Source organism: Streptococcus mitis (assembly GCF_047464965.1).
In the GTDB taxonomy this organism is placed as follows: domain Bacteria; phylum Bacillota; class Bacilli; order Lactobacillales; family Streptococcaceae; genus Streptococcus; species Streptococcus mitis_DU.
Genome location: NZ_JASHAT010000005.1, coordinates 103,028 through 122,472, shown reverse-complemented (window position 1 = coordinate 122,472; position 19,445 = coordinate 103,028). Strand labels below are relative to the sequence as shown.

At 40.6% G+C, this 19,445-nt stretch carries 22 protein-coding genes; 9 read left to right on the top strand and 13 right to left on the bottom strand.

The features are described from left to right. Window positions 1-88 precede the first annotated feature (88 nt). A complete protein-coding gene (locus QM408_RS04625; RefSeq protein WP_020902826.1) occupies window positions 89-1,807 on the top strand; it encodes a phospho-sugar mutase in 1,719 nt (572 codons plus the stop codon). Between the two features lie 111 nt (window positions 1,808-1,918). After that, window positions 1,919-2,266: a DUF6568 family protein gene (locus QM408_RS04620; RefSeq protein WP_000434630.1), complete on the top strand. Its 348-nt coding sequence runs from the start codon at window positions 1,919-1,921 to the stop codon at window positions 2,264-2,266. Window positions 2,267-2,303: 37 nt separating this feature from the next. Here the strand turns inward: QM408_RS04620 and QM408_RS04615 are convergent, their stop codons facing one another. The 11 genes from QM408_RS04615 to yjbM form a co-directional block, all read right to left on the bottom strand. Next, a complete protein-coding gene (locus QM408_RS04615; protein ID WP_000566124.1) occupies window positions 2,304-2,981 on the bottom strand; it encodes a potassium channel family protein in 678 nt (225 codons plus the stop codon). Window positions 2,982-3,023: 42 nt separating this feature from the next. Then, window positions 3,024-3,278: a type II toxin-antitoxin system RelE family toxin gene (locus QM408_RS04610; protein ID WP_004239453.1), complete on the bottom strand. Its 255-nt coding sequence runs from the start codon at window positions 3,276-3,278 to the stop codon at window positions 3,024-3,026. A 1-nt stretch (window position 3,279) separates the two neighbouring features. Next, the gene (gene relB / locus QM408_RS04605) at window positions 3,280-3,522 is read right to left on the bottom strand and encodes a type II toxin-antitoxin system RelB family antitoxin (RefSeq protein ID WP_000208079.1); all 243 of its coding nucleotides are present in this window, start codon (window positions 3,520-3,522) and stop codon (window positions 3,280-3,282) included. 90 nt (window positions 3,523-3,612) lie between these two features. Next, entirely contained in the window at window positions 3,613-4,422 is an 810-nt protein-coding gene (locus QM408_RS04600) for an MBL fold metallo-hydrolase (RefSeq protein WP_000004960.1), read from the bottom strand. Then, window positions 4,415-5,773: a cell wall metabolism sensor histidine kinase VicK gene (gene vicK / locus QM408_RS04595; RefSeq protein WP_414373769.1), complete on the bottom strand. Its 1,359-nt coding sequence runs from the start codon at window positions 5,771-5,773 to the stop codon at window positions 4,415-4,417. Before vicK ends, QM408_RS04600 begins: the two co-directional genes overlap by 8 nt. After that, window positions 5,766-6,473 carry a response regulator YycF gene (gene yycF / locus QM408_RS04590; RefSeq protein WP_000722072.1) on the bottom strand — a complete coding sequence of 236 codons (708 nt, stop codon included), beginning with the start codon at window positions 6,471-6,473 and terminating at the stop codon, window positions 5,766-5,768. Before yycF ends, vicK begins: the two co-directional genes overlap by 8 nt. Before the next feature lie 55 nt (window positions 6,474-6,528). Continuing rightward, the gene (gene mutY, locus QM408_RS04585) at window positions 6,529-7,704 is read right to left on the bottom strand and encodes an A/G-specific adenine glycosylase (RefSeq protein WP_023947456.1); all 1,176 of its coding nucleotides are present in this window, start codon (window positions 7,702-7,704) and stop codon (window positions 6,529-6,531) included. 188 nt (window positions 7,705-7,892) lie between these two features. Then, entirely contained in the window at window positions 7,893-8,867 is a 975-nt protein-coding gene (pta, locus tag QM408_RS04580; protein WP_000451571.1) for a phosphate acetyltransferase, read from the bottom strand. A 43-nt stretch (window positions 8,868-8,910) separates the two neighbouring features. Beyond that, window positions 8,911-9,807: an RluA family pseudouridine synthase gene (locus tag QM408_RS04575; protein ID WP_001210000.1), complete on the bottom strand. Its 897-nt coding sequence runs from the start codon at window positions 9,805-9,807 to the stop codon at window positions 8,911-8,913. Beyond that, window positions 9,804-10,622, bottom strand: a complete 819-nt coding sequence (locus QM408_RS04570) for an NAD kinase (protein WP_000799056.1) — start codon at window positions 10,620-10,622, stop codon at window positions 9,804-9,806. Before QM408_RS04570 ends, QM408_RS04575 begins: the two co-directional genes overlap by 4 nt. Then, window positions 10,606-11,277 carry a GTP diphosphokinase gene (gene yjbM / locus QM408_RS04565; RefSeq protein ID WP_261056307.1) on the bottom strand — a complete coding sequence of 224 codons (672 nt, stop codon included), beginning with the start codon at window positions 11,275-11,277 and terminating at the stop codon, window positions 10,606-10,608. Before yjbM ends, QM408_RS04570 begins: the two co-directional genes overlap by 17 nt. Window positions 11,278-11,405: 128 nt before the next feature. Between yjbM and QM408_RS04560 the strand changes: the two genes are divergently transcribed. The 7 genes from QM408_RS04560 (at window position 11,406) to QM408_RS04530 (ending at window position 16,177) form a co-directional block, all read left to right on the top strand. Then, the gene (locus tag QM408_RS04560; protein ID WP_049501785.1) at window positions 11,406-11,975 is read left to right on the top strand and encodes a CYTH domain-containing protein; all 570 of its coding nucleotides are present in this window, start codon (window positions 11,406-11,408) and stop codon (window positions 11,973-11,975) included. Window positions 11,976-12,086: 111 nt separating this feature from the next. Then, window positions 12,087-13,046: a ribose-phosphate diphosphokinase gene (locus tag QM408_RS04555; protein ID WP_001283818.1), complete on the top strand. Its 960-nt coding sequence runs from the start codon at window positions 12,087-12,089 to the stop codon at window positions 13,044-13,046. A 9-nt stretch (window positions 13,047-13,055) separates the two neighbouring features. Next, complete coding sequence (locus QM408_RS04550; protein WP_261146657.1) at window positions 13,056-14,171, top strand: cysteine desulfurase family protein; 1,116 nt, start codon at window positions 13,056-13,058, stop codon at window positions 14,169-14,171. 4 nt (window positions 14,172-14,175) lie between these two features. After that, the gene (locus tag QM408_RS04545) at window positions 14,176-14,523 is read left to right on the top strand and encodes a DUF1831 domain-containing protein (RefSeq protein WP_000863540.1); all 348 of its coding nucleotides are present in this window, start codon (window positions 14,176-14,178) and stop codon (window positions 14,521-14,523) included. 7 nt (window positions 14,524-14,530) lie between these two features. Beyond that, window positions 14,531-14,746: a DUF4649 family protein gene (locus QM408_RS04540; protein WP_261150635.1), complete on the top strand. Its 216-nt coding sequence runs from the start codon at window positions 14,531-14,533 to the stop codon at window positions 14,744-14,746. A gap of 82 nt (window positions 14,747-14,828) precedes the next feature. Then, complete coding sequence (locus QM408_RS04535; protein WP_000653417.1) at window positions 14,829-15,470, top strand: redox-sensing transcriptional repressor Rex; 642 nt, start codon at window positions 14,829-14,831, stop codon at window positions 15,468-15,470. Window positions 15,471-15,487: 17 nt separating this feature from the next. Then, a complete protein-coding gene (locus QM408_RS04530; RefSeq protein ID WP_042751240.1) occupies window positions 15,488-16,177 on the top strand; it encodes a gamma-glutamyl-gamma-aminobutyrate hydrolase family protein in 690 nt (229 codons plus the stop codon). Here the strand turns inward: QM408_RS04530 and radC are convergent. Continuing rightward, window positions 16,174-16,854, bottom strand: a complete 681-nt coding sequence (radC, locus tag QM408_RS04525) for a RadC family protein (RefSeq protein ID WP_042751241.1) — start codon at window positions 16,852-16,854, stop codon at window positions 16,174-16,176. The genes QM408_RS04530 and radC overlap by 4 nt on opposite strands. 42 nt (window positions 16,855-16,896) lie before the next feature. Then, window positions 16,897-19,188: a DNA helicase PcrA gene (gene pcrA, locus QM408_RS04520; protein ID WP_042751242.1), complete on the bottom strand. Its 2,292-nt coding sequence runs from the start codon at window positions 19,186-19,188 to the stop codon at window positions 16,897-16,899. Window positions 19,189-19,445 lie beyond the last annotated feature (257 nt).

Genomic DNA, 19,445 nt, shown 5'->3' with positions numbered 1-19,445 from the left:
TTCTGTAAATTATGCTAGGGTTTTACTAAAATGCTAAAAAATGCTATAATGTGAACGGTTAAAACAATTTACAAAAAGGAGAATTTCAATGTCTTACCAAGAAAATTACCAGAAATGGGTTGATTTTGCGGAACTTCCTGACTACCTTCGTCAAGATTTAGAAAATATGGATGAAAAAACTAAGGAAGATGCCTTCTATACAAATCTTGAATTTGGTACTGCAGGTATGCGTGGCTTGATTGGTGCGGGTACAAACCGTATCAACATCTACGTTGTTCGCCAAGCTACTGAAGGATTGGCTCGTTTGATTGAGTCAAAAGGTGGAAACGAAAAAGAACGCGGTGTAGCAATTGCCTACGATAGCCGTCACTTCTCACCTGAGTTTGCCTTTGAATCTGCGGCAGTTCTTGCTAAACACGGCATCAAATCTTACGTATTTGAAAGCCTTCGTCCAACTCCAGAACTATCATTTGCAGTTCGTCACCTCAACTGTTTTGCGGGTATCATGGTCACAGCCAGTCATAACCCTGCACCATTTAACGGATACAAGGTTTACGGTGAAGACGGTGGACAAATGCCTCCACACGACGCAGACGCTTTGACTACATATATCCGTGCAATCGAAAATCCATTTGCTGTAGAAGTTGCTGATGTGGAAGCTGAAAAAGCTTCTGGCTTAATTGAAGTTATCGGCGAAGCTGTTGACGTAGAATACCTTAAAGAGGTTAAGGACGTAAACATCAACCCAGCCTTGATTGAAGAATTCGGTAAAGACATGAAAATTGTATACACACCACTTCATGGTACTGGTGAAATGTTGGCTCGTCGTGCTCTTGCCCAAGCAGGATTTGACTCTGTTCAAGTCGTTGAAGCGCAAGCAACTCCTGACCCAGACTTCTCAACTGTAAAATCTCCAAACCCAGAAAGCCAAGCAGCCTTTGCCCTTGCTGAAGAACTTGGTCGTCAAGTTGGTGCAGATGTTCTTGTGGCAACTGACCCTGATGCTGACCGTGTTGGTGTTGAAGTTCTTCAAAAAGATGGTAGCTACCTCAACCTATCAGGTAACCAAATCGGTGCTATCATGGCTAAATACATATTGGAAGCTCATAAAAATGCTGGAACTCTTCCTGAAAATGCAGCCCTATGTAAATCTATCGTATCAACTGACTTGGTAACGAAGATTGCTGAAAGCTACGGCGCAACTATGTTCAACGTCTTGACTGGGTTCAAATTTATCGCTGAAAAAATTCAAGAATTTGAAGAAAAACACAATCACACTTACATGATGGGATTTGAAGAAAGCTTCGGTTACTTGATTAAGCCATTCGTACGTGATAAAGATGCTATCCAAGCCGTCCTTGTCGTTGCTGAACTTGCTGCCTACTACCGTTCTCGTGGTTTGACACTTGCTGACGGTATCGAAGAAATCTACAAAGAATACGGCTACTACGCAGAAAAAACTATCTCTGTTACCCTTTCAGGTGTTGATGGTGCTGAACAAATCAAAGCGATTATGGCTAAATTCCGTAACAACGCTCCAAAAGAATGGAATGCAACAGCTATCACTGTAGTAGAAGACTTCAAGGCTCAAACTGCCACTGCTGCTGACGGTACTGTTACAAATTTGACAACTCCTCCAAGTGATGTTTTGAAATACACACTTGCTGACGGTTCATGGATTGCTGTTCGCCCTTCAGGTACAGAACCAAAAATCAAGTTCTACATTGCAGTTGTAGGTGAAACCAACGAAGAATCACAAGCTAAAATCGCTAACATCGAAGCAGAAATCAATGCTTTTGTAAAATAAAGCCCTATAAAAGATGAGACCAACCAATCTCATCTTTTTTTCGTATCAAATCTAAGCAATTTTAGAAACTTTATGGCATACTAGACTTATCAATGAAAGCGAGGTAATCTCATGGAACAATTTTTAGATAATATCAAAGACCTTGAAGTCACTACAGTAGCGCGTGCGGAAGAAGCTCTTGATAAAAAAGAAACTGCAACCTTCTTTATCGGTCGCAAAACTTGCCCTTACTGCCGTAAATTTGCTGGTACCTTGGCAGGTGTCGTAGCTGACACTAAAGCTCACATCTACTTCATCAACAGTGAAGAACCAAGCCAACTCAATGAGTTGCAAGCATTCCGCTCACGCTACGGAATCCCAACTGTACCAGGATTTGTTCACATTGCGGATGGACAAATCAATGTCCGTTGCGACTCTTCAATGTCAGCACAAGAAATCAAAGATTTCGCTGGATTGTAAAAAAGCCACTCATCGAGTGGTTTTTAAATGGTCAAAATTACGTTTTTTCAAGCAAATCTTGTATCATCCGATGCAGTTCTTCGATTTTCTCAGATTGTTTCTCTATTAATATTCTTTGGCCCGATAATTCGTCTTGGAGTTTATCAAGTTTTATCTGTTCATCTGGATTATCTTTTACAAAAAAGTTCGTCAAGGCACTTGTTAACATTCCTATTGTACTAATCCCTACCAACATTAATAAAAAAGCTAGCCATTTCCCAAAAAGGGAAACTGGAACAATATCACCATAACCAACAGTGGTTACTGTCACAAGAGCCCACCAAAGACTATCTGAGAAAGATTTTTCTTCAACTACAGATAAAATTGAACTTCCTACTAGAACAATAAAAATATTAACATACAAGATATAAATCAGGCCATTTGTCCGTAAGAATCTACTAATTTTTCTTTCTAATTTACCTGTAAGTCCAATTATTCTAAGTAAACGAGTCAGTTTCAGTAATTTTGTCAGCCTTGCTAAGCGGAAGATACGCCCTAATCGCAATACTGTAAAAATAGCATTTAAAGGAAGGATAGCTAACAAGTCAAAGATATTTTCAAGTATAAACCTCCATTTTGCTTTACTTGAAAAGAACCGCCAACCATAATCTACCACAAACACAAACCAAAGTAGCAAGTCAATAATACTGTATGGAGGACTGTCTAAATCAATCATCTCAGCAAATCCAAGTAATACCAGAATATACTCAACTTTAATTCAATAAATATCTCTCCGATGACCAACTTCTAAAGTAGCAATGACTAATTCATCATCTACAATTTGTACGATAACTCGATAATTACCAATTCTATAGCGCCATTGACCAACGCGATTACCAACCAAAGCCTTTCCGTGTCGTCTTGGGTCTTCCAAAACATTGGTTTGTAAATAGTTTGTAATTATCTTCTGCGTATAACGATCCAATTTTTTCAATTGCTTGATGAAACGTCTTGTTGGAACTAATTTATACAAATTATTCATCCTCCAAGCCTAAATCATGCATCATTTCTTCCCAAGTAATGGGTTCAACTCCTTTTTCCAAGTCTTCTAAATACTCTTGATAGGCTAAATCTGCCACACGAGCATCGTATTCATCTTCTAGAGCTTCAAGAGTTTTGGTGCGGATAAGTTCCGACAGGGAAACCCCTTCAAACTTAGCCATTGCTTTCATAAATGTTTTATCAGCTTCAGAAACTTTTAATGTAATAGTAGTCATCTTTTGCACTCCCTTTTTTAATAGTAACACCATTGTATTACTTTTTAGGTGTTCAGTCAATATAAAAAGAACACCTTCTTAGCGTTCTTTCTATATATCTGTCAATGGTGTTGCGGTATCTGGTGAGGTATCATATACCTTAAAGTCTATCCCAACTCCAAGATCAGCTTGAGCCAACTGATTTACCATGGTCATATGAGCCAGTTCCTTGATATTGTTCTCCTTAGATAAATGACCAAGGTAGATTTTCTTAGTGCGGTTTCCCAAGGTACGAATCATAGCTTCAGCACCGTCCTCGTTAGAAAGGTGACCCAGATCCGATAGGATTCGTTGTTTGAGTCGCCAAGCGTAAGAACCTGCTCGCAAAATCTCTACATCATGGTTGGACTCGATAAGATAGCCATCTGCATTCTCGACAATTCCTGCCATACGGTCACTAACATAACCTGTATCTGTCAAAAGGACAAAACTCTTGTCATCCTTCATAAAGCGATAGAACTGCGGTGCGACTGCATCATGACTTACACCAAAACTCTCGATGTCGATATCTCCAAAGGTTTTTGTTTTGCCCATTTCAAAGATATGCTTTTGCGAAGAATCCACCTTGCCAAGATACTTGCTATTTTCCATAGCCTGCCAGGTCTTTTCATTGGCGTAAAGATCCATACCATACTTGCGAGCCAACACACCGACTCCATGGATATGGTCTGAATGCTCATGGGTAATCAAAATGGCATCCAAGTCTTCTGGCTTGCGATTTATTTCAGCAAGTAGGCTGGTGATTTTCTTACCAGATAAGCCTGCATCCACTAAAAGTTTCTTTTTTGGCGTTTCCAGATAAAAGGAATTTCCACTGGAACCCGACGCTAAAATACTGTATTTAAAGCCTGTTTCACTCATTCTGGTCTTCTATTTCGTCCTCCCATACTTCTTCTTTCACTGCATCCTTATCATAAGGGAGCACAATAGTGAAGGTTGATCCCTTACCGTATTCACTTTTGGCCCAAATAAAGCCCTTATGTTGTTTGATAATTTCTTTAGCAATAGACAGTCCTAGGCCTGTACCACCTTGGGCACGACTTCTGGCACGATCCACACGATAAAAACGGTCAAAGATTCGTGGTAAATCCTGCTTAGGAATACCCAAACCTTGGTCTGAGATAGATAAAATCATCTGATCATCAGTTGTCTTCATGGTCACTGTGATTTTCCCACCATCTGGTGAATACTTAATGGCATTGTTAAGAATATTATCAATCACCTGCGTCATTTTGTCTGTATCAATTTCAATCCAGACAGAGGTAATCGGATAATCTCTAACCAATTCGTATTTCTTCTCTTCATCTGATCCCCTCATCTTATCAAAACGGTTAAGGATAAAGGTAATAAAGGCAGTAAAGTTAATCAGTTCGACATCTAGATGACTGGTTGCATTATCAATACGTGAAAGATGGAGAAGATCTGTCACCATTCGCATCATACGGTTAGTTTCATCAAGAGATACCTTGATAAAGTCTGGTGCGACAGGTTCTGACAAGGCTCCCTCATCCAAGGCTTCAAGATAGGATTTTACGCTGGTCAGAGGTGTCCTCAACTCATGACTAACGTTGGAAACAAAGAGTCTCCGTTCCCGTTCTTCCTTCTCCTGCTCCGTCGTATCATGCAAAACTGCAACCAAACCTGAGATAAAGCCAGACTCTCGACGAACCAAGGCAAAACGTACACGAAGGCTCAGATATTCACCATTGGCATCCTGAGAATCAATCATAAGCTCAGGAACTTGGGTAATCAAATCACGAAGTTCATACTCATCTTCAATCTCAAGCAATTCTAGAATACTTTTGTTTAGAACATCTTCTTTCTGAACACCTAACTGTTTCTTAGCCATGTCATTAATCATGGTAATCTTGCCACGACGATTGGTCGCAAGGACTCCGTCCGTCATATAAGAGAGGATACTATGTAATCGTTTACTCTCTTGTTCCAGATTTTCTTGAGTCAAACGGATTACTTCTGATAAATCATTGAGATTATTGGTAATATTAGTGATTTCAGAGCTTCCCTGCATATCCAATACCTGAGAATAGTCTCCTGCAATCAGGTCTTTCACCTTTTGATTAATTTGCTTCAACCGAATATTATCTCGCCGATTTTCTAGCAAAAGCAAGGTAACAATCAAGATAAAACCCAATAAAATTAAAATGAAGATAAAATCACTAGCAAGAATATTTTTTCTAATCAATTCAATCATTATTTCTCATATAATAACCAACACCGCGACGTGTTAGGATGTACTCTGGACGACTTGGTGTATCTTCAATCTTCTCACGCAAACGTCTGATAGTTACGTCAACAGTCCGAACATCTCCGAAATAATCATAACCCCAGACCGTTTCAAGCAAGTGTTCACGGGTAATCACTTGACCAATATGAGAAGCCAAGTGATACAAAAGCTCAAATTCACGGTGGGTTAAGTCTAGTTCTTCACCGTATTTTTTAGCTACATAAGCATCTGGTACAATCTCCAAGTCCCCAATTTGCAAGGGTTGGGTTTTCTTTTCATCTGACTCTTGATTATCTACAGAAACCAAGTCCGTACGACGAAGAAGAGCTTTAACACGCGCCTGCAACTCACGATTTGAGAAGGGTTTGGTTACATAGTCATCCGCTCCAAGCTCTAAACCGATAACCTTATCAAATTCACTGTCTTTAGCAGAAAGCATGATAATAGGCACACTACTTGTCTTGCGAATGGTCTTAGCAACTTCTAAACCATCAATTTCTGGAAGCATCAAATCCAGAATAATAATATCCGGTTGCTCTGCTTCAAATTGTTCTAGTGCTTCACGACCATTAAAAGCAGTTACAACCTCGTAACCTTCCTTGGTCATATTAAACTTGATAATATCCGAGATTGGTTTTTCATCATCTACAATTAATATTTTTTTCATTTGTTCACCTTTTTCTCTACTATTATATCAAAAAAATAACAAGAAGACACAATAGCTAGTCTTTACTACTGTCTAAGTTGGCTTGTGCATAAGCCTGCCAGATTTTTTGTTGGGGTTTGGCAAGTGGGTAATTCTTAAACTCTTCTGGTGAAAGCCAGCGAACTTCCCTATCTGGAAAGTCATTGTAGTCACTCACCTGACCTGCTACAATTTGAACATGCCACTTACGATGACTAAAGATATGCTTGACAGTCTCAAAATAAATATCAAGCCAATCAACATCTAGGTCATAGTCCTGCTGGAAACTCTCTTCTGGACTGGGACCAAAGTTCACGCTTTCTTCTGCAACCTGATGAAAGAGGTCAAACTGCTCTCCTTGCGAAAAGTTATCAACTTCTATCAAGGGGAAATGCCAAAAACCTGCCAATAGCTTTTCACTTTCATTTTTTTCAAGTAAAAATTGTCCCTGAGTATTTTTGACCACCAAGGCTTTAAGATAAATTGGAACAGGCTTTTTCTTGGGAGCCTTAATTGGATAACGGTCCATTGTGCCATTCTGATATGCCGCACTAAAGTCCTTAACTGGGCTTTCTTCTGGTCTGGGATTTACAGGCGCCTCAATATCAGATCCTAAGTCCATCAAAGCTTGATTAAAGTCACCAGGCCTTTCTGGGTCAATCAAGATTTCCATCATTGCCTGAAAAATTTTACGATTACTTGGAATCCCAATATCGTGATTAACTTCAAATAGACGTGCCAAAACACGCATGACATTACCATCTACAGCTGGCTCAGGCAAGTTAAAAGCAATACTGGAAATGGCTCCTGCAGTGTAAGGTCCAATTCCTTTCAAGCTGGAAATTCCTTCATAGGTGTTTGGAAATTGACCACCAAAATCAGTCATAATCTGCTGGGCTGCAGCCTGTAAATTACGAACTCGAGAATAATAACCCAAACCTTCCCAAGCCTTCAACAAACGCTCTTCAGGCGCATTCGCCAAACTTTCTACTGTTGGAAACCAGTCCAAGAATCGTTCGTAATAAGGGATAACCGTATCCACCCTAGTTTGCTGGAGCATAATTTCAGACACCCAGATATGATAAGGATTTTTACTTCTACGCCACGGTAAATCTCTTTTGTTTTCATCATACCAAGCGAGAAGTTTCTCACGGAAAGAAATGATCTTCTCCTCCGGCCACATGACGATACCGTATTCTTTCAAATCTAACATATCTCTAGTATAACACAGAAGATTCTAACTGTCCTTTTCCTAGTATTAGTACTCTTCGAAAATCAAATTCAAACCACGTCAACGTCGCCTTGCCGTACTCAAGTACAGCCTGCGGCTAGTTTCCTAGTTTGCTCTTTGATTTTCATTGAGTATAAAAAGCCTCTTCCCAAAGGAAAGAGGACTAAATCTTATTGATGAACAGCTTGGGCTGCTGTGATAAGGGTCAACTTGTAAACATCATCTGCATTACATCCACGAGAAAGGTCGTTAACTGGCTTGTTCAAACCTTGCAAAACAGGTCCTACAGCCGCAAAGCCACCAAGGCGTTCTGCCATCTTGTAACCGATATTTCCTGCCTCGATACCTGGGAAGATGAAGACATTTGCTTGACCAGCTACCGTACTTCCAGGAGCTTTCAGAGCTGCAGTTTCAGGAACAAAGGCTGCATCAAATTGCAATTCCCCATCTATTTCAAGGTCAGGACGCAAGTCGTGAGCAATTTTAGTTGCTTCTACAACCTTATCAACACTTTCACCAAAACCTGAACCCTTAGTAGAATAGCTTAGCATAGCAATTTTAGGCTCGATTCCAAACATCTTAGCTGTAATTGCTGAGTTGATTGCAATTTCAGCCAAGGCTTCAGCGTCTGGATTGATATTGATGGCACAGTCCCCAAAGAGGTAACGCTCCGTACCACGAACCATGAGGAAGGCACCTGAAGTACGAGTTACATTTGGACGAGTTTTGATGATTTGAAGAGCTGGACGAACTGTTGAAGCTGTTGAGTGAATCGCTCCTGACACCATTCCATCAACCAAGCCCAAGTAAACCAACATAACACCAAAATAGTTGACATCTTCAACCAAAACCTTGCGTGCATCTTCTTCAGACATTTTGCCCTTGCGACGCTCCACTAAAGCAGCAACCATTTCTTCAAATTTATCGTAGTGTTGAGGGTCGATGACTTCATAACCGTCCTCAATACCTTCGATTTCAAGATAAATTTTAATTTTTTCAGGATTTCCAAGCAAAACAGGAATCACTTCTGTTTCTTTTACCAGGCGTTTAGTCGCTTGAAGAATACGAGGTTCTTCCCCTTCAGGGAGAACGATACGAGCATTTTTACCAACCAAGTTGGCTTTGAGACTTTCAAAAACTTCCATGAGTTTTCTCCTTTTAGATAATAATTATACTCTGAAACTGTTTTTATAGAGTATTAGTTGATAACTGGGTAATAAGGTTGCTAAAATCATTCGGCAAGGGACTTTCTAACTGCAAGTCTTGCTCTAAAAATGGATGATAAAAAGTTAAGGAATGACAATGTAGGGCCTGGCGCTGAATTCCATCGTCTAGACTACCACCGTACAAGTCATCTCCCAACAAAGGAAAACCAATATGAGAAAAATGGACTCGGATTTGGTGGGTTCGACCAGTGTGCAGGCGAATGTCTACCAAATGAATATTCCCATAAGATGCTACAATCTTGTAAGAAGTATGAGCATACTTTCCACCTTTAGCTACGCGTCTGGTAATAATGGAGTCTTCATCACGCGCAATCGGAGCAATAATTTCCCCCTCTGACTCCAAGTGTCCATCGCCTTTAACCAAAGCAAAGTAGCGTTTTTCAATGGACTTCTTCTGCAACTGCTTGTCTAATCGTGCATGGGCATAGCCGTGCTTAGCAAAGAGCATCAAGCCAGAAGTATCTCTATCAAGTCTAGTTACAATGTGAACCTGCTGATTTTCATAGTCTTGCTTGACGTAGTAACCCTTGATAAAATTAGCGATGGTATTGGAGTGATTAACACTAGGAATAGAAGCCACTCCATAGGGTTTATTTAAGACTAGAAAATGGTCATCCTCATAGAGAATATCCAGTGGGCGCTCGATAGCTTCGAGAGTTTCAAAACCTTCCTCAGCGGGAATATCGATGATAACAAGGTCTCCAATATCCAATAGATACGTCGCATTTTGTGGTTGACCATTGACCAGAATAGCTCCGCCTCGAAACTTAATCTTAGCTAGCAGCCCCTTAGAAACCTCGTGCTTTTTTAAGAAGGTCTTAACCTTGACATGCTCATCTGCGATAAATTCAAACCTCATTCGTCCACCTCGCCGATGAAAGCATCCTTAACACGGTTCCAGAAACTGGTATGGCTAGGTGATGCGACAAAGTGAATCTTATGATGGTCGATTTGATACTCAATTCGCTCAATATTACGGAAGGAATAAACGCTATTGTCAACCGAAATGGTATGGTAATCGTTTCTTGTTGGTATGAGTTCAATCTTATCCTTCTTAGGCACAATAATGGAAGAGCCCAGGGTTCGATAGACACGATTGTTAAGGCTAGCAATTTCCGTTAATTGCAAAGCTTCAATGGTTGGGTGTAAAACAGCTCCACCAAGCGACTTGTTATAGGCTGTACTACCAGTCGGAGTTGAAACTGTTAGCCCATCTCCACGAAAACGTTCAAAGTGGACACCGTTAATCACAACATCCGCCACCATGGTTCGATCAGACCTGCGGATGCTGGCTTCATTTAGTGCTCTAAAAATCTTCACTTCACCATTTTCAAGAAAGACCTTTACATTTAGAACAGGGTAAGAGACTCTTGCTCCGGTATCTAGCTGCAAATTAGTCACTAGCTTGTCCAACTCAAAATCACGGTAGTCCGTATAGAAGCCCAAATGTCCAGTGTGAACACCAATGAAGCGGACCTTGTCAAGCTGATTTTCGTACTTATGAAAGGCCGACAAGAGCATACCATCCCCACCAATGGAAATGACAATGTCCGGATTGGTATCATTGAGTATAAACTGATTTCTCTTCAAACGATCTCGCAATTCATACAAAACCCTTTGACTCTGCGGTTTTCTATTAGCTATCAGGTCAATTCGTTTACCTGTATTCTTCATCTGTATCGTCACTGTTTCCTACACCGTCATTTAATTTTCTATTCAAAGGATCAAAAAGAGCCTGGGCTTCCTGGATATCATCTCGAATTTTACCCATTTCTTCATCCAACTGATGGGCAATTTTGGCAGTAATTTCCAGTCTCTTTTTAATTTCCTCTGGGAAATCCCCTTGGTACTTGTAGTTGAGAGAATGTTCTATCGTTGCCCAAAAATTCATAGCCAAGGTACGAATTTGAATTTCCGCCAAAATGGTCTTAGCTCCATTAATGGTATCAACCGAATATTCAACTACCACATGATAGGAACGATAGCCTGAGGATTTTCGATGAGTAATGTAATCACGCTCCTGTATGATCCGCATATCCTGACGTTTGCGCAAAATCTCCACTACTTCCTTGACGTCATCTACAAACTGGACCATCACACGCAAGCCGGCAATATCTTGCAGATCGTGCTCTAAGGTCGCATAAGTAATGCCACGCCGAGCCATTTTTTCCCTGATGCTCTCAATTGGCTTGACTCGGCCAGTCACAAACTCAATCGGAGAATGCCTATTTTGCTTACGATATTGCTTCCGAATACCACGTAGTTTAATCTTTAACTCACCAACAGCTTGAATGTAAGGATCTAGAAATTCTTCCCATTCTAAGGTCATATATTCTCCCTTGTTCTCATATTATCCTTCAAAAATATCTTTGATTTTTTCTCCAGATTCATATACAATAAATACAAAGCTATTATATCATATAATCCGCTTTCATAGATAAAGAAAAGGTAAGAAAAATGAAACATTTAGAAATTGAATTGAAAACACTACTGAAAAAAGATAAATACAATCGTCTAAAAGACCAGTTCACTAGTGTTACACCTGTTCTTCAAAAAAATTACTACATGGACACGCCTGATTTTGAACTACGAGAAAAGAAAGTCGCTATGCGCATTCGAACTTTTGAAGACTGGGCAGAATTGACACTCAAAGTCCCACAAAGTGTTGGAAACATGGAATACAACCAAAAATTGCAACTAAAAGATGCTGAAGATTATTTGGCTAAAGAAGAGCTTCCTCAGGGGCTCGTACTGGATGAATTAGCGAAACATGGTATCCAAAGTAAAAAATGGCAGGTCCTTGGTTGTCTCACAACACTTCGCTATGAAATGAAGACAGCTATTGGTCTCATGGCGCTGGATGAGAGTCAATACTTTGATAGGATAGATTACGAATTGGAGCTTGAAGTGGAAAATCACGAGCAAGGCAAACAGGATTTCCAACAATTTTTAGAGAAAAATCAGATTTCCTACCAAAAAGCCCCTTCAAAATTGGTTCGATTTGTCAAAAGCATGAAAAATAGCTGAAATAATCTCTATTTTTTGGTAAAATAGAAAAGATAAAATACAAAAATCCCAGTTCGTATAGGCTAGGCAGATAGGGCTAGGATTTAAAAAGTTTACAGAGGACGGTCTATAATGTCAGATAGAAAAAACATGAAACTTTTCGCACTCAACTCTAACCAAGAGATTGCACAGAAAATTGCTCAAGCTGTTGGTGTCCCACTTGGAAAACTATCATCACGTCAATTTTCAGATGGAGAAATCCAAGTAAATATCGAAGAAAGTGTCCGTGGTTATGATGTTTACATCATCCAATCAACAAGTTTCCCTGTTAACAACCACCTAATGGAATTGTTAATCATGGTTGATGCTTGTGTTCGTGCAAGTGCGCACAGTATCAACGTTGTCCTTCCATATTTTGGTTATGCACGTCAAGACCGTATTGCTTCACCTCGTGAGCCACTTACAGCAAAACTAGTTGCCAATATGCTAGTTAAGGCTGGTGTTGATCGTATCCTTACACTTGATTTGCATGCCGTTCAGGTTCAAGGTTTCTTTGACATCCCTGTCGATAACCTTTTCACAGTTCCCCTATTTGCAAAACATTACTGCGATAAGGGCCTACTTGGTTCAGATGTTGTTGTCGTTAGCCCTAAAAATTCAGGTGTCAAACGTGCTCGTAGCTTGGCTGAGTATCTTGATGCTCCTATCGCCATTATCGATTACCCTCAGGACGATGCAACTCGTAACGAAGGTTATATTATTGGTGATGTTGAAGGTAAGAAAGCCATCTTGATTGATGATATTCTTAATACAGGACGCACCTTCTCTGAAGCTGCTAAAATCGTTGAACGTGAAGGGGCTACAGAAATTTATGCTGTTTCTAGCCACGGTCTCTTCGTTGAGGGAGCTGCTGAACTTCTCGACAATACTAATATTAAAGAAATTCTTGTGACTGATTCAGTAGCAACAAAAGAAAAAACTCCTAAAAACGTATGCTACATCACTGCTAGTGAGTTAATTGGTGATGCCATCGTCCGTATCCACGAAAGAAAACCAGTCAGCCCACTCTTTGCCTACAACAAAAAGAAATAAGGTGATTCTTTGATTTATTTGGACAATGCTGCAACGACTCCCATGTCAACAGTTGCTATTTCAGCTATGACCAAGGTTATGCAAGAAACCCATGGCAATCCTTCTAGTATTCATGGTCATGGTCGTCAAGCTGGAAAACTCTTGAGAGAAGCCCGTCAGGAACTAGCCCAGTTACTGGGGACAAAACCTCAACATATCTTTTTCACTTCTGGTGGGACTGAAGGAAACAATACTGCCATCATTGGCTACTGCCTTCGTCATCAAGAACAAGGAAAACATATCATCACAACTGCCATTGAGCACCATGCTGTCCTTGAAACGATTGATTACTTGGTTCAACACTTTGGGTTTGAAGCAACCATTATCCAGCCAGAAAATCAAGAAATCACAGCCCAACAAATTCAAAAAGCTTTACGTGACGATACGATTTTGGTTTCAACCATGTTTGCCAATAATGAGACAGGAAACCTACTACCCATTGCTGAAATTGGCCAAATACTCAAGCAACACCCAGCCGTCTATCATGTCGATGCAGTTCAGGCTATTGGTAAAATACCAATTCATCCCGAAGAATTGGGCATTGATTTTCTCACTGCTTCGGCCCACAAGTTCCATGGTCCTAAGGGAATCGGCTTTCTCTACGCATCTAGCATGGACTTTGATTCCTATCTCCATGGCGGGGACCAAGAACAGAAAAAACGTGCAGGAACTGAAAATTTAGCTGCCATCGTAGGCATGGTTGCAGCCCTAAAAGAAGACCTAGAAAAACAAAAAGAACATTTTCAACATATACAAAATCTAGAAACTACTTTTCTTGCGGAGCTAGAGGACATTCAATATTACTTGAATAGAGGAGAACATCAGCTTCCTTATGTTCTCAATATTGGATTTCCTGGTCAGAAAAATGACCTCTTACTCCTTCGTCTAGATTTGGCTGGAATTTCAATCTCTACTGGCTCAGCCTGCACTGCGGGCATTGTACAATCCAGCCATGTTCTTGAAGCCATGTACGGGGCAAATTCAGAACGCTTGAAGGAATCCGTTCGCATCAGTTTGTCGCCAGAAAATACTGTTGAAGACCTACATACCCTCGCAAAAACCTTAAAAGAAATTATCGGAGGTTAGCCATATGGCATTTGAAAAAACCATTCAGTTAAAAAATTGTCGTTACGACTACACTCTTAGCCCTTCTGTTAAAAAATTCACCCTTAAGGACAACACCTTTTTTGAGACTAAGGTTGGTAACTATGAATTGACTCGCCTTTTGGAAAAAGTTCCGAACAGCGGTGAGGGATTCCAACTCAAAATCATCATTAACAAGGAACTTACAGGTGCTAAAATCAATATCACTGACAAGTTTGGGCTACGTCTAGTTGATATTTTCAAATCAGAAGACCACCACATTCATCAGGAAAAATTCTACTTCCTCATGGATAGCTTGGTAGAACGTGGTGTCTTTACAAAATCGGAAAGATAGAGCCAAAATGTTTGAACTGACCTATAAGGACAGCTATCATGTAGAGCGCACTCTCAAGTATGAGGATTACGAGGCTCTCATGCTGGCTCTATCAGGATGTATGACTCTGCCAGATACACTTTATGTGACTTCTTTAACCTTTAAGGGCCAGGAAGTTTACCAAGGACTGGTCGGAGACCTCTACCGTTTTCTATCACATGCAGATTTTTTACATCAAAACTAAGATTTTTCTTAGTTTTTTCTTGTTTTTGTTGATTTTTTCACAATGTTTCTATAAAATAGAAGAATAGAAAGGTTGTGATTTTGTGAAAGATAAACAGTCTGCTATTCCAAAAGCTACAGCGAAAAGACTCTCTCTCTACTATCGAATTTTTAAGAGATTTCATGCAGAAAAGATTGAACGTGCCAACTCTAAGCAAATTGCAGAGGCCATTGGGATTGATTCCGCGACCGTACGTCGTGATTTTTCCTATTTTGGTGAACTAGGTCGCCGTGGTTTTGGCTATGATGTCAAAAAACTGATGACATTTTTTGCCGATTTGCTCAATGATAACTCTATTACCAATGTCATGCTAGTAGGTATTGGAAATATGGGCCATGCCCTTCTCCACTATCGCTTCCATGAGCGCAACAAGATGAAGATTATCATGGCCTTTGACCTAGATGACCATCCTGAAGTCGGTACCCAAACTCCTGACGGGATTCCCATTTACGGAATTTCTCAAATCAAGGATAAAATCAAGGATGCTGATGTCAAGACTGCTATCCTGACCGTTCCCAGCGTCAAGTCACAAGAGGTCGCTAATCTCTTGGTGGATGCTGGCGTGAAAGGAATTCTCAGTTTTTCACCAGTCCATCTGCATTTACCAAAAGACGTGGTCGTTCAGTATGTCGATTTGACAAGTGAACTCCAAACCCTCCTCTACTTCATGAGAAAAGAGGATTAGAAAGCGAAAATCATTTTATGAAAAAACCAGTTATTGGGATTACAGGAAACGAAAAAACTCATCCAGATGATGATATCATGATGAGCTACGCAGCAAAAGGCTTTGTTGAAGGCGTTAAAGACGCTGGAGGGATTCCCATCATCCTACCGATTGGTGATCAAGAAATGGCCTGCCACTATATCAGTATGATTGACAAGCTCATCTTGACAGGTGGACAAAATGTTGATCCAAAATTCTATGGTGAACCAAAAACCATCGATAGCGATGACTATCACCTTCAAAGGGATATCTTTGAACTGGCCCTCATCAAGGAAGCTATTAAACAGAAAAAGCCAATTTTTTCTGTCTGCCGTGGAACTCAACTATTTAACGTTGCCATGGGGGGAACTCTGTACCAAGATATCGAAGACCATTGGCAGGATTGTTCCGCCGAGTACACAACTCAACGCTTGGTAACAGAACCTGATACTGTTCTTCGAGAAATCTATGGAGAAATTTCCCATATCAACTCCTTCCACCATCAGAGCATCAAGGATTTAGCACCAAATTTAAAGATTGTGGCTCATGACCCTAAAGATGGTATCATTGAAGCTGTCATGAGTACGGATGATTTCGCCTTTCTCGGTGTCCAATGGCACCCAGAATTTCTATTTGAAAATCGTCCCAAAGATAAAAACCTCTTTGACTATGTCGTTAATGAACTTTAGATTAAATCCGTCTTTTCACGATAACTAAAGTAATTAGAATGAGAGACAATCAAATGGTCCAAGAGAACAATCCCCATCAGTTCGCAGGCTTCTTTTACAAGTTTAGTCACATGATCATCATTTCGGCTAGGCGCTACCGCTCCTGAAGGATGATTGTGAACCAAGATGAGAGAGGTCGCCATATGCTTGATGGCATAGTGAAGAATCTCACGTGGTTCAGCAATACTGCGGGTAGCTGAGCCGATAAAAATGGTCTGTTGATGGATGATTTGATTTTGAGTATTGAGATAGAGCGCCACCAGGTGCTCTTGTTTTTTATGTCCCAACTCCTGCTGCATCTTCTTGGCCAACTTTTGACTGCTGAGAATACTTTCCATCTCAAGAGTCTCATGCTTATGAATACGATGGCCCAGTTCGATCATAGCTTGTAATTCTATTGCCTTAACACGGCCGATACCAGACAGACTCTGCAATTCCTGCAGGGTCATTTTTTTCAAATCTGTTAGGCTTGAAAGGTTGTTCAAAACTTTCTGAGCAATTTCAAAAACACTAGCTTGACGTGTTCCTGTCCTAAGTAAAATAGCTAGCAACTCTTGATTACTCAGCGCTTCAACTCCTTCCTTGGCCAGTCTTTCTCTTGGCAATAATGAATCTTCTTGGAATGAAATACTATACATAAAAATCCTCCTCACTTTATTATTCGTGAGAAGGATGGAAAATTAGATTTTTTTCTCAATTGGAGCCACACTGGCCAAAAGTTTTTTCAAACCAACTTCTGGGAAATTGATTTTTAATTCCTGCGTAGCACCGCTACCTGAAACTTCCAGAACAGTACCCTCTCCCCATTTCTTGTGAAGGGCAATATCACCAATGGACCAATTTGCCTCGCTAGACGCAGATTTTGCGCCAGCTGTAAATTGACCAAATGGAAGGCCGCTTGACTGGATAGTTTTTGGAGCAGCACTGCGTTTACGGTCTTGAAGGGCCTGCGCCAAACTCATACCTTGACCAAAGGCAAGATCACCACTGCTATAAGATGCTTTAAAGCTTGTATTTGCTGGACGAGCCAGACCTTGATACTCAAGTAAGTCTGAGCTGATTTCGTTAATAAAACGAGTTGGACGGTTGTAGTTGGTGCGACCAAAAAGCAGGCGTGAGTTGGCATTTGTCAGATAGAGAATTTTCTCTGCACGCGTAATTCCTACATAGGCCAGACGGCGTTCTTCTTCCAATTCATCTTGATCTTCAGCTGCACGGCTAAGCGGAAAGACATTTTCTTCCATCCCAATCAAAAAGACAACTGGAAACTCGAGACCTTTGGCAGCATGCAGGGTCATCAGGGTCACTTCTGATGTCTCCTGACTACCTGAATCTGTATCCGCAATCAAGGCTAAATCATTTAAGAAACGACTCAGTTTGTCCAGACCAGTTTCCTCTTCTGGCCCATCAGAGGTGTCATCAAAGTTTTTCGTCACAGAAAGGAACTCTTCAATATTTTCAACCCTAGCCTTGCTTTCTAAAGTCGCTTGAGCATTTAGAATATCGACGTAACCAGTTTTTTCTAGGACGGCCTCAACCAACTCTGTAATATTTAATTGATCTAGCTGCTCTCGTAAATCTAGAATCATATTAGCAAAATCCCAGATGGACTGGGCTACTTTACCCTTGATACCAGATAACATGATATTGGCTGAAGCATCTAGCATAGACATGTTTTGCATATTAGCAAAGTCACGAATTTTCTCAACAGTACCTGGGCCAATTCCTCGTTTCGGTTCGTTGATAATACGCTCAAAACTAATATTGTCACTCAAATTGGTAATGAGGTTGAGATAAGCGATAATATCACGAATTTCCTTACGGCTATAGAACTTGGTTCCTCCAACCATGGTATAAGGAATGTTTGACTTGAGCAGGGCTTCTTCAATGGTACGAGATTGAGCGTTTGTACGATAGAGAACTGCAAAATCCTTGTGAAGGAAGTTTTGACTGCGACCCAGTTCATCGATGGTTTTGGCTACAAAAACAGCCTCATCTAGCTCATCATTGGCACGATAGTAAACGATTTGCTCCCCATCAGCATTTTGAGTCCAGAGATTCTTAGGACGGCGGTTTTTATTGTTTTTAATGACCTCGTTGGCAGCTTGGAGAATAGTTTTGGTTGAACGGTAATTCTCCTCCAACAAAACAACCTTGGCTTGGGGATAGTCTTTCTCGAAGTCCAAGATATTCTGCATATCAGCACCTCGCCAACCGTAGATAGACTGGTCTGCGTCCCCAACCACACAGATATTTTTAAAACGGGAAGCCAAGAGTTTGACTAATTGGTACTGGGCATGGTTGGTATCTTGGTACTCATCAACGTGGATGTATTGGAATTTCTGTTGATAGTAAGTCAAAACATCAGGATTTTGATCAAAGAGACGCAGGGTCAGCATAATCAAATCATCAAAGTCAACCGACTCCGACTGACGCAGTTCTTTCTGATAGGCTGTATAACACTGGGCCACGATTTGCGTGTACATATCTCCAGCTTGGGCAGCATAAGCCACATCATCAATCAGATCATTTTTGGCGTTCGAAATAGTCCCTAAAATCGAGCGTTCATTCCATTTTTTTGGATCCAAGTTCAACTGCTTGAGAATGCGTTTCATGAGAGTTCGCTGTTCGCCAGGATCCACAATTGTAAAATTACGATTGTAGCCAATATGGTCCGCATCGCGACGCAAAATACGCACACACATGGAGTGGAAGGTCGCAATCAGACAGTCCTGAGTGGCTGGATTAAGGTTATAAGCACGCTCTTTCATCTCACGCGCAGCCTTATTAGTAAAGGTAATGGCCAAGATATTCCAAGGATTGACCAACTTTTCATCAATCAGATAGGCAATGCGGTGGGTCAAAACTCGGGTCTTTCCAGAGCCAGCCCCCGCCATAATCAACAAGGGACCTTCTGTCGTTTGCACCGCCTCAGCCTGACGGTCATTCATTCCATTTAATAATGCGTTCATCTTCTCTCCCTTACTCTTGAAGTCAATATTTCTATTATATCAGAATTCAGGGAAAATATCTTTACCTAGACTGGTTACGTGTAGAAGGCAACTTCTTATATTTAGATAAAAAATGAGCTTGGATAGTATTTCCAAACTCATTTTTTACTCAATGAAAATCGAAGTGCAAACTAGGAAGCTAGCCGCAGGCTGTACTTGAGTACGGCAAGGTAAAGCTGACGTGGTTTGAATTTGATTTTCGAAGAGTATAAAGTCAA

Excerpts from the sequence above, each read along its gene's own strand:
- QM408_RS04530 (WP_042751240.1), top strand. The coding sequence starts at position 15,488 with ATGAAAAAACCAGTTATTGGGATTACAGGAAACGAAAAAACTCATCCA.
- QM408_RS04570 (WP_000799056.1), bottom strand. The coding sequence starts at position 10,622 with ATGAAGAATACAGGTAAACGAATTGACCTGATAGCTAATAGAAAACCG.
- QM408_RS04545 (WP_000863540.1), top strand. The coding sequence starts at position 14,176 with ATGGCATTTGAAAAAACCATTCAGTTAAAAAATTGTCGTTACGACTAC.
- QM408_RS04560 (WP_049501785.1), top strand. The coding sequence starts at position 11,406 with ATGAAACATTTAGAAATTGAATTGAAAACACTACTGAAAAAAGATAAA.
- QM408_RS04555 (WP_001283818.1), top strand. The coding sequence starts at position 12,087 with ATGTCAGATAGAAAAAACATGAAACTTTTCGCACTCAACTCTAACCAA.
- QM408_RS04615 (WP_000566124.1), bottom strand. The coding sequence starts at position 2,981 with ATGATTGATTTAGACAGTCCTCCATACAGTATTATTGACTTGCTACTT.
- relB (WP_000208079.1), bottom strand. The coding sequence starts at position 3,522 with ATGACTACTATTACATTAAAAGTTTCTGAAGCTGATAAAACATTTATG.
- yycF (WP_000722072.1), bottom strand. The coding sequence starts at position 6,473 with ATGAAAAAAATATTAATTGTAGATGATGAAAAACCAATCTCGGATATT.
- QM408_RS04620 (WP_000434630.1), top strand. The coding sequence starts at position 1,919 with ATGGAACAATTTTTAGATAATATCAAAGACCTTGAAGTCACTACAGTA.
- vicK (WP_414373769.1), bottom strand. The coding sequence starts at position 5,773 with ATGATTGAATTGATTAGAAAAAATATTCTTGCTAGTGATTTTATCTTC.
- mutY (WP_023947456.1), bottom strand. The coding sequence starts at position 7,704 with ATGTTAGATTTGAAAGAATACGGTATCGTCATGTGGCCGGAGGAGAAG.
- yjbM (WP_261056307.1), bottom strand. The coding sequence starts at position 11,277 with ATGACCTTAGAATGGGAAGAATTTCTAGATCCTTACATTCAAGCTGTT.
- QM408_RS04600 (WP_000004960.1), bottom strand. The coding sequence starts at position 4,422 with ATGAGTGAAACAGGCTTTAAATACAGTATTTTAGCGTCGGGTTCCAGT.
- QM408_RS04625 (WP_020902826.1), top strand. The coding sequence starts at position 89 with ATGTCTTACCAAGAAAATTACCAGAAATGGGTTGATTTTGCGGAACTT.
- radC (WP_042751241.1), bottom strand. The coding sequence starts at position 16,854 with ATGTATAGTATTTCATTCCAAGAAGATTCATTATTGCCAAGAGAAAGA.
- pta (WP_000451571.1), bottom strand. The coding sequence starts at position 8,867 with ATGGAAGTTTTTGAAAGTCTCAAAGCCAACTTGGTTGGTAAAAATGCT.
- QM408_RS04540 (WP_261150635.1), top strand. The coding sequence starts at position 14,531 with ATGTTTGAACTGACCTATAAGGACAGCTATCATGTAGAGCGCACTCTC.
- pcrA (WP_042751242.1), bottom strand. The coding sequence starts at position 19,188 with ATGAACGCATTATTAAATGGAATGAATGACCGTCAGGCTGAGGCGGTG.
- QM408_RS04575 (WP_001210000.1), bottom strand. The coding sequence starts at position 9,807 with ATGAGGTTTGAATTTATCGCAGATGAGCATGTCAAGGTTAAGACCTTC.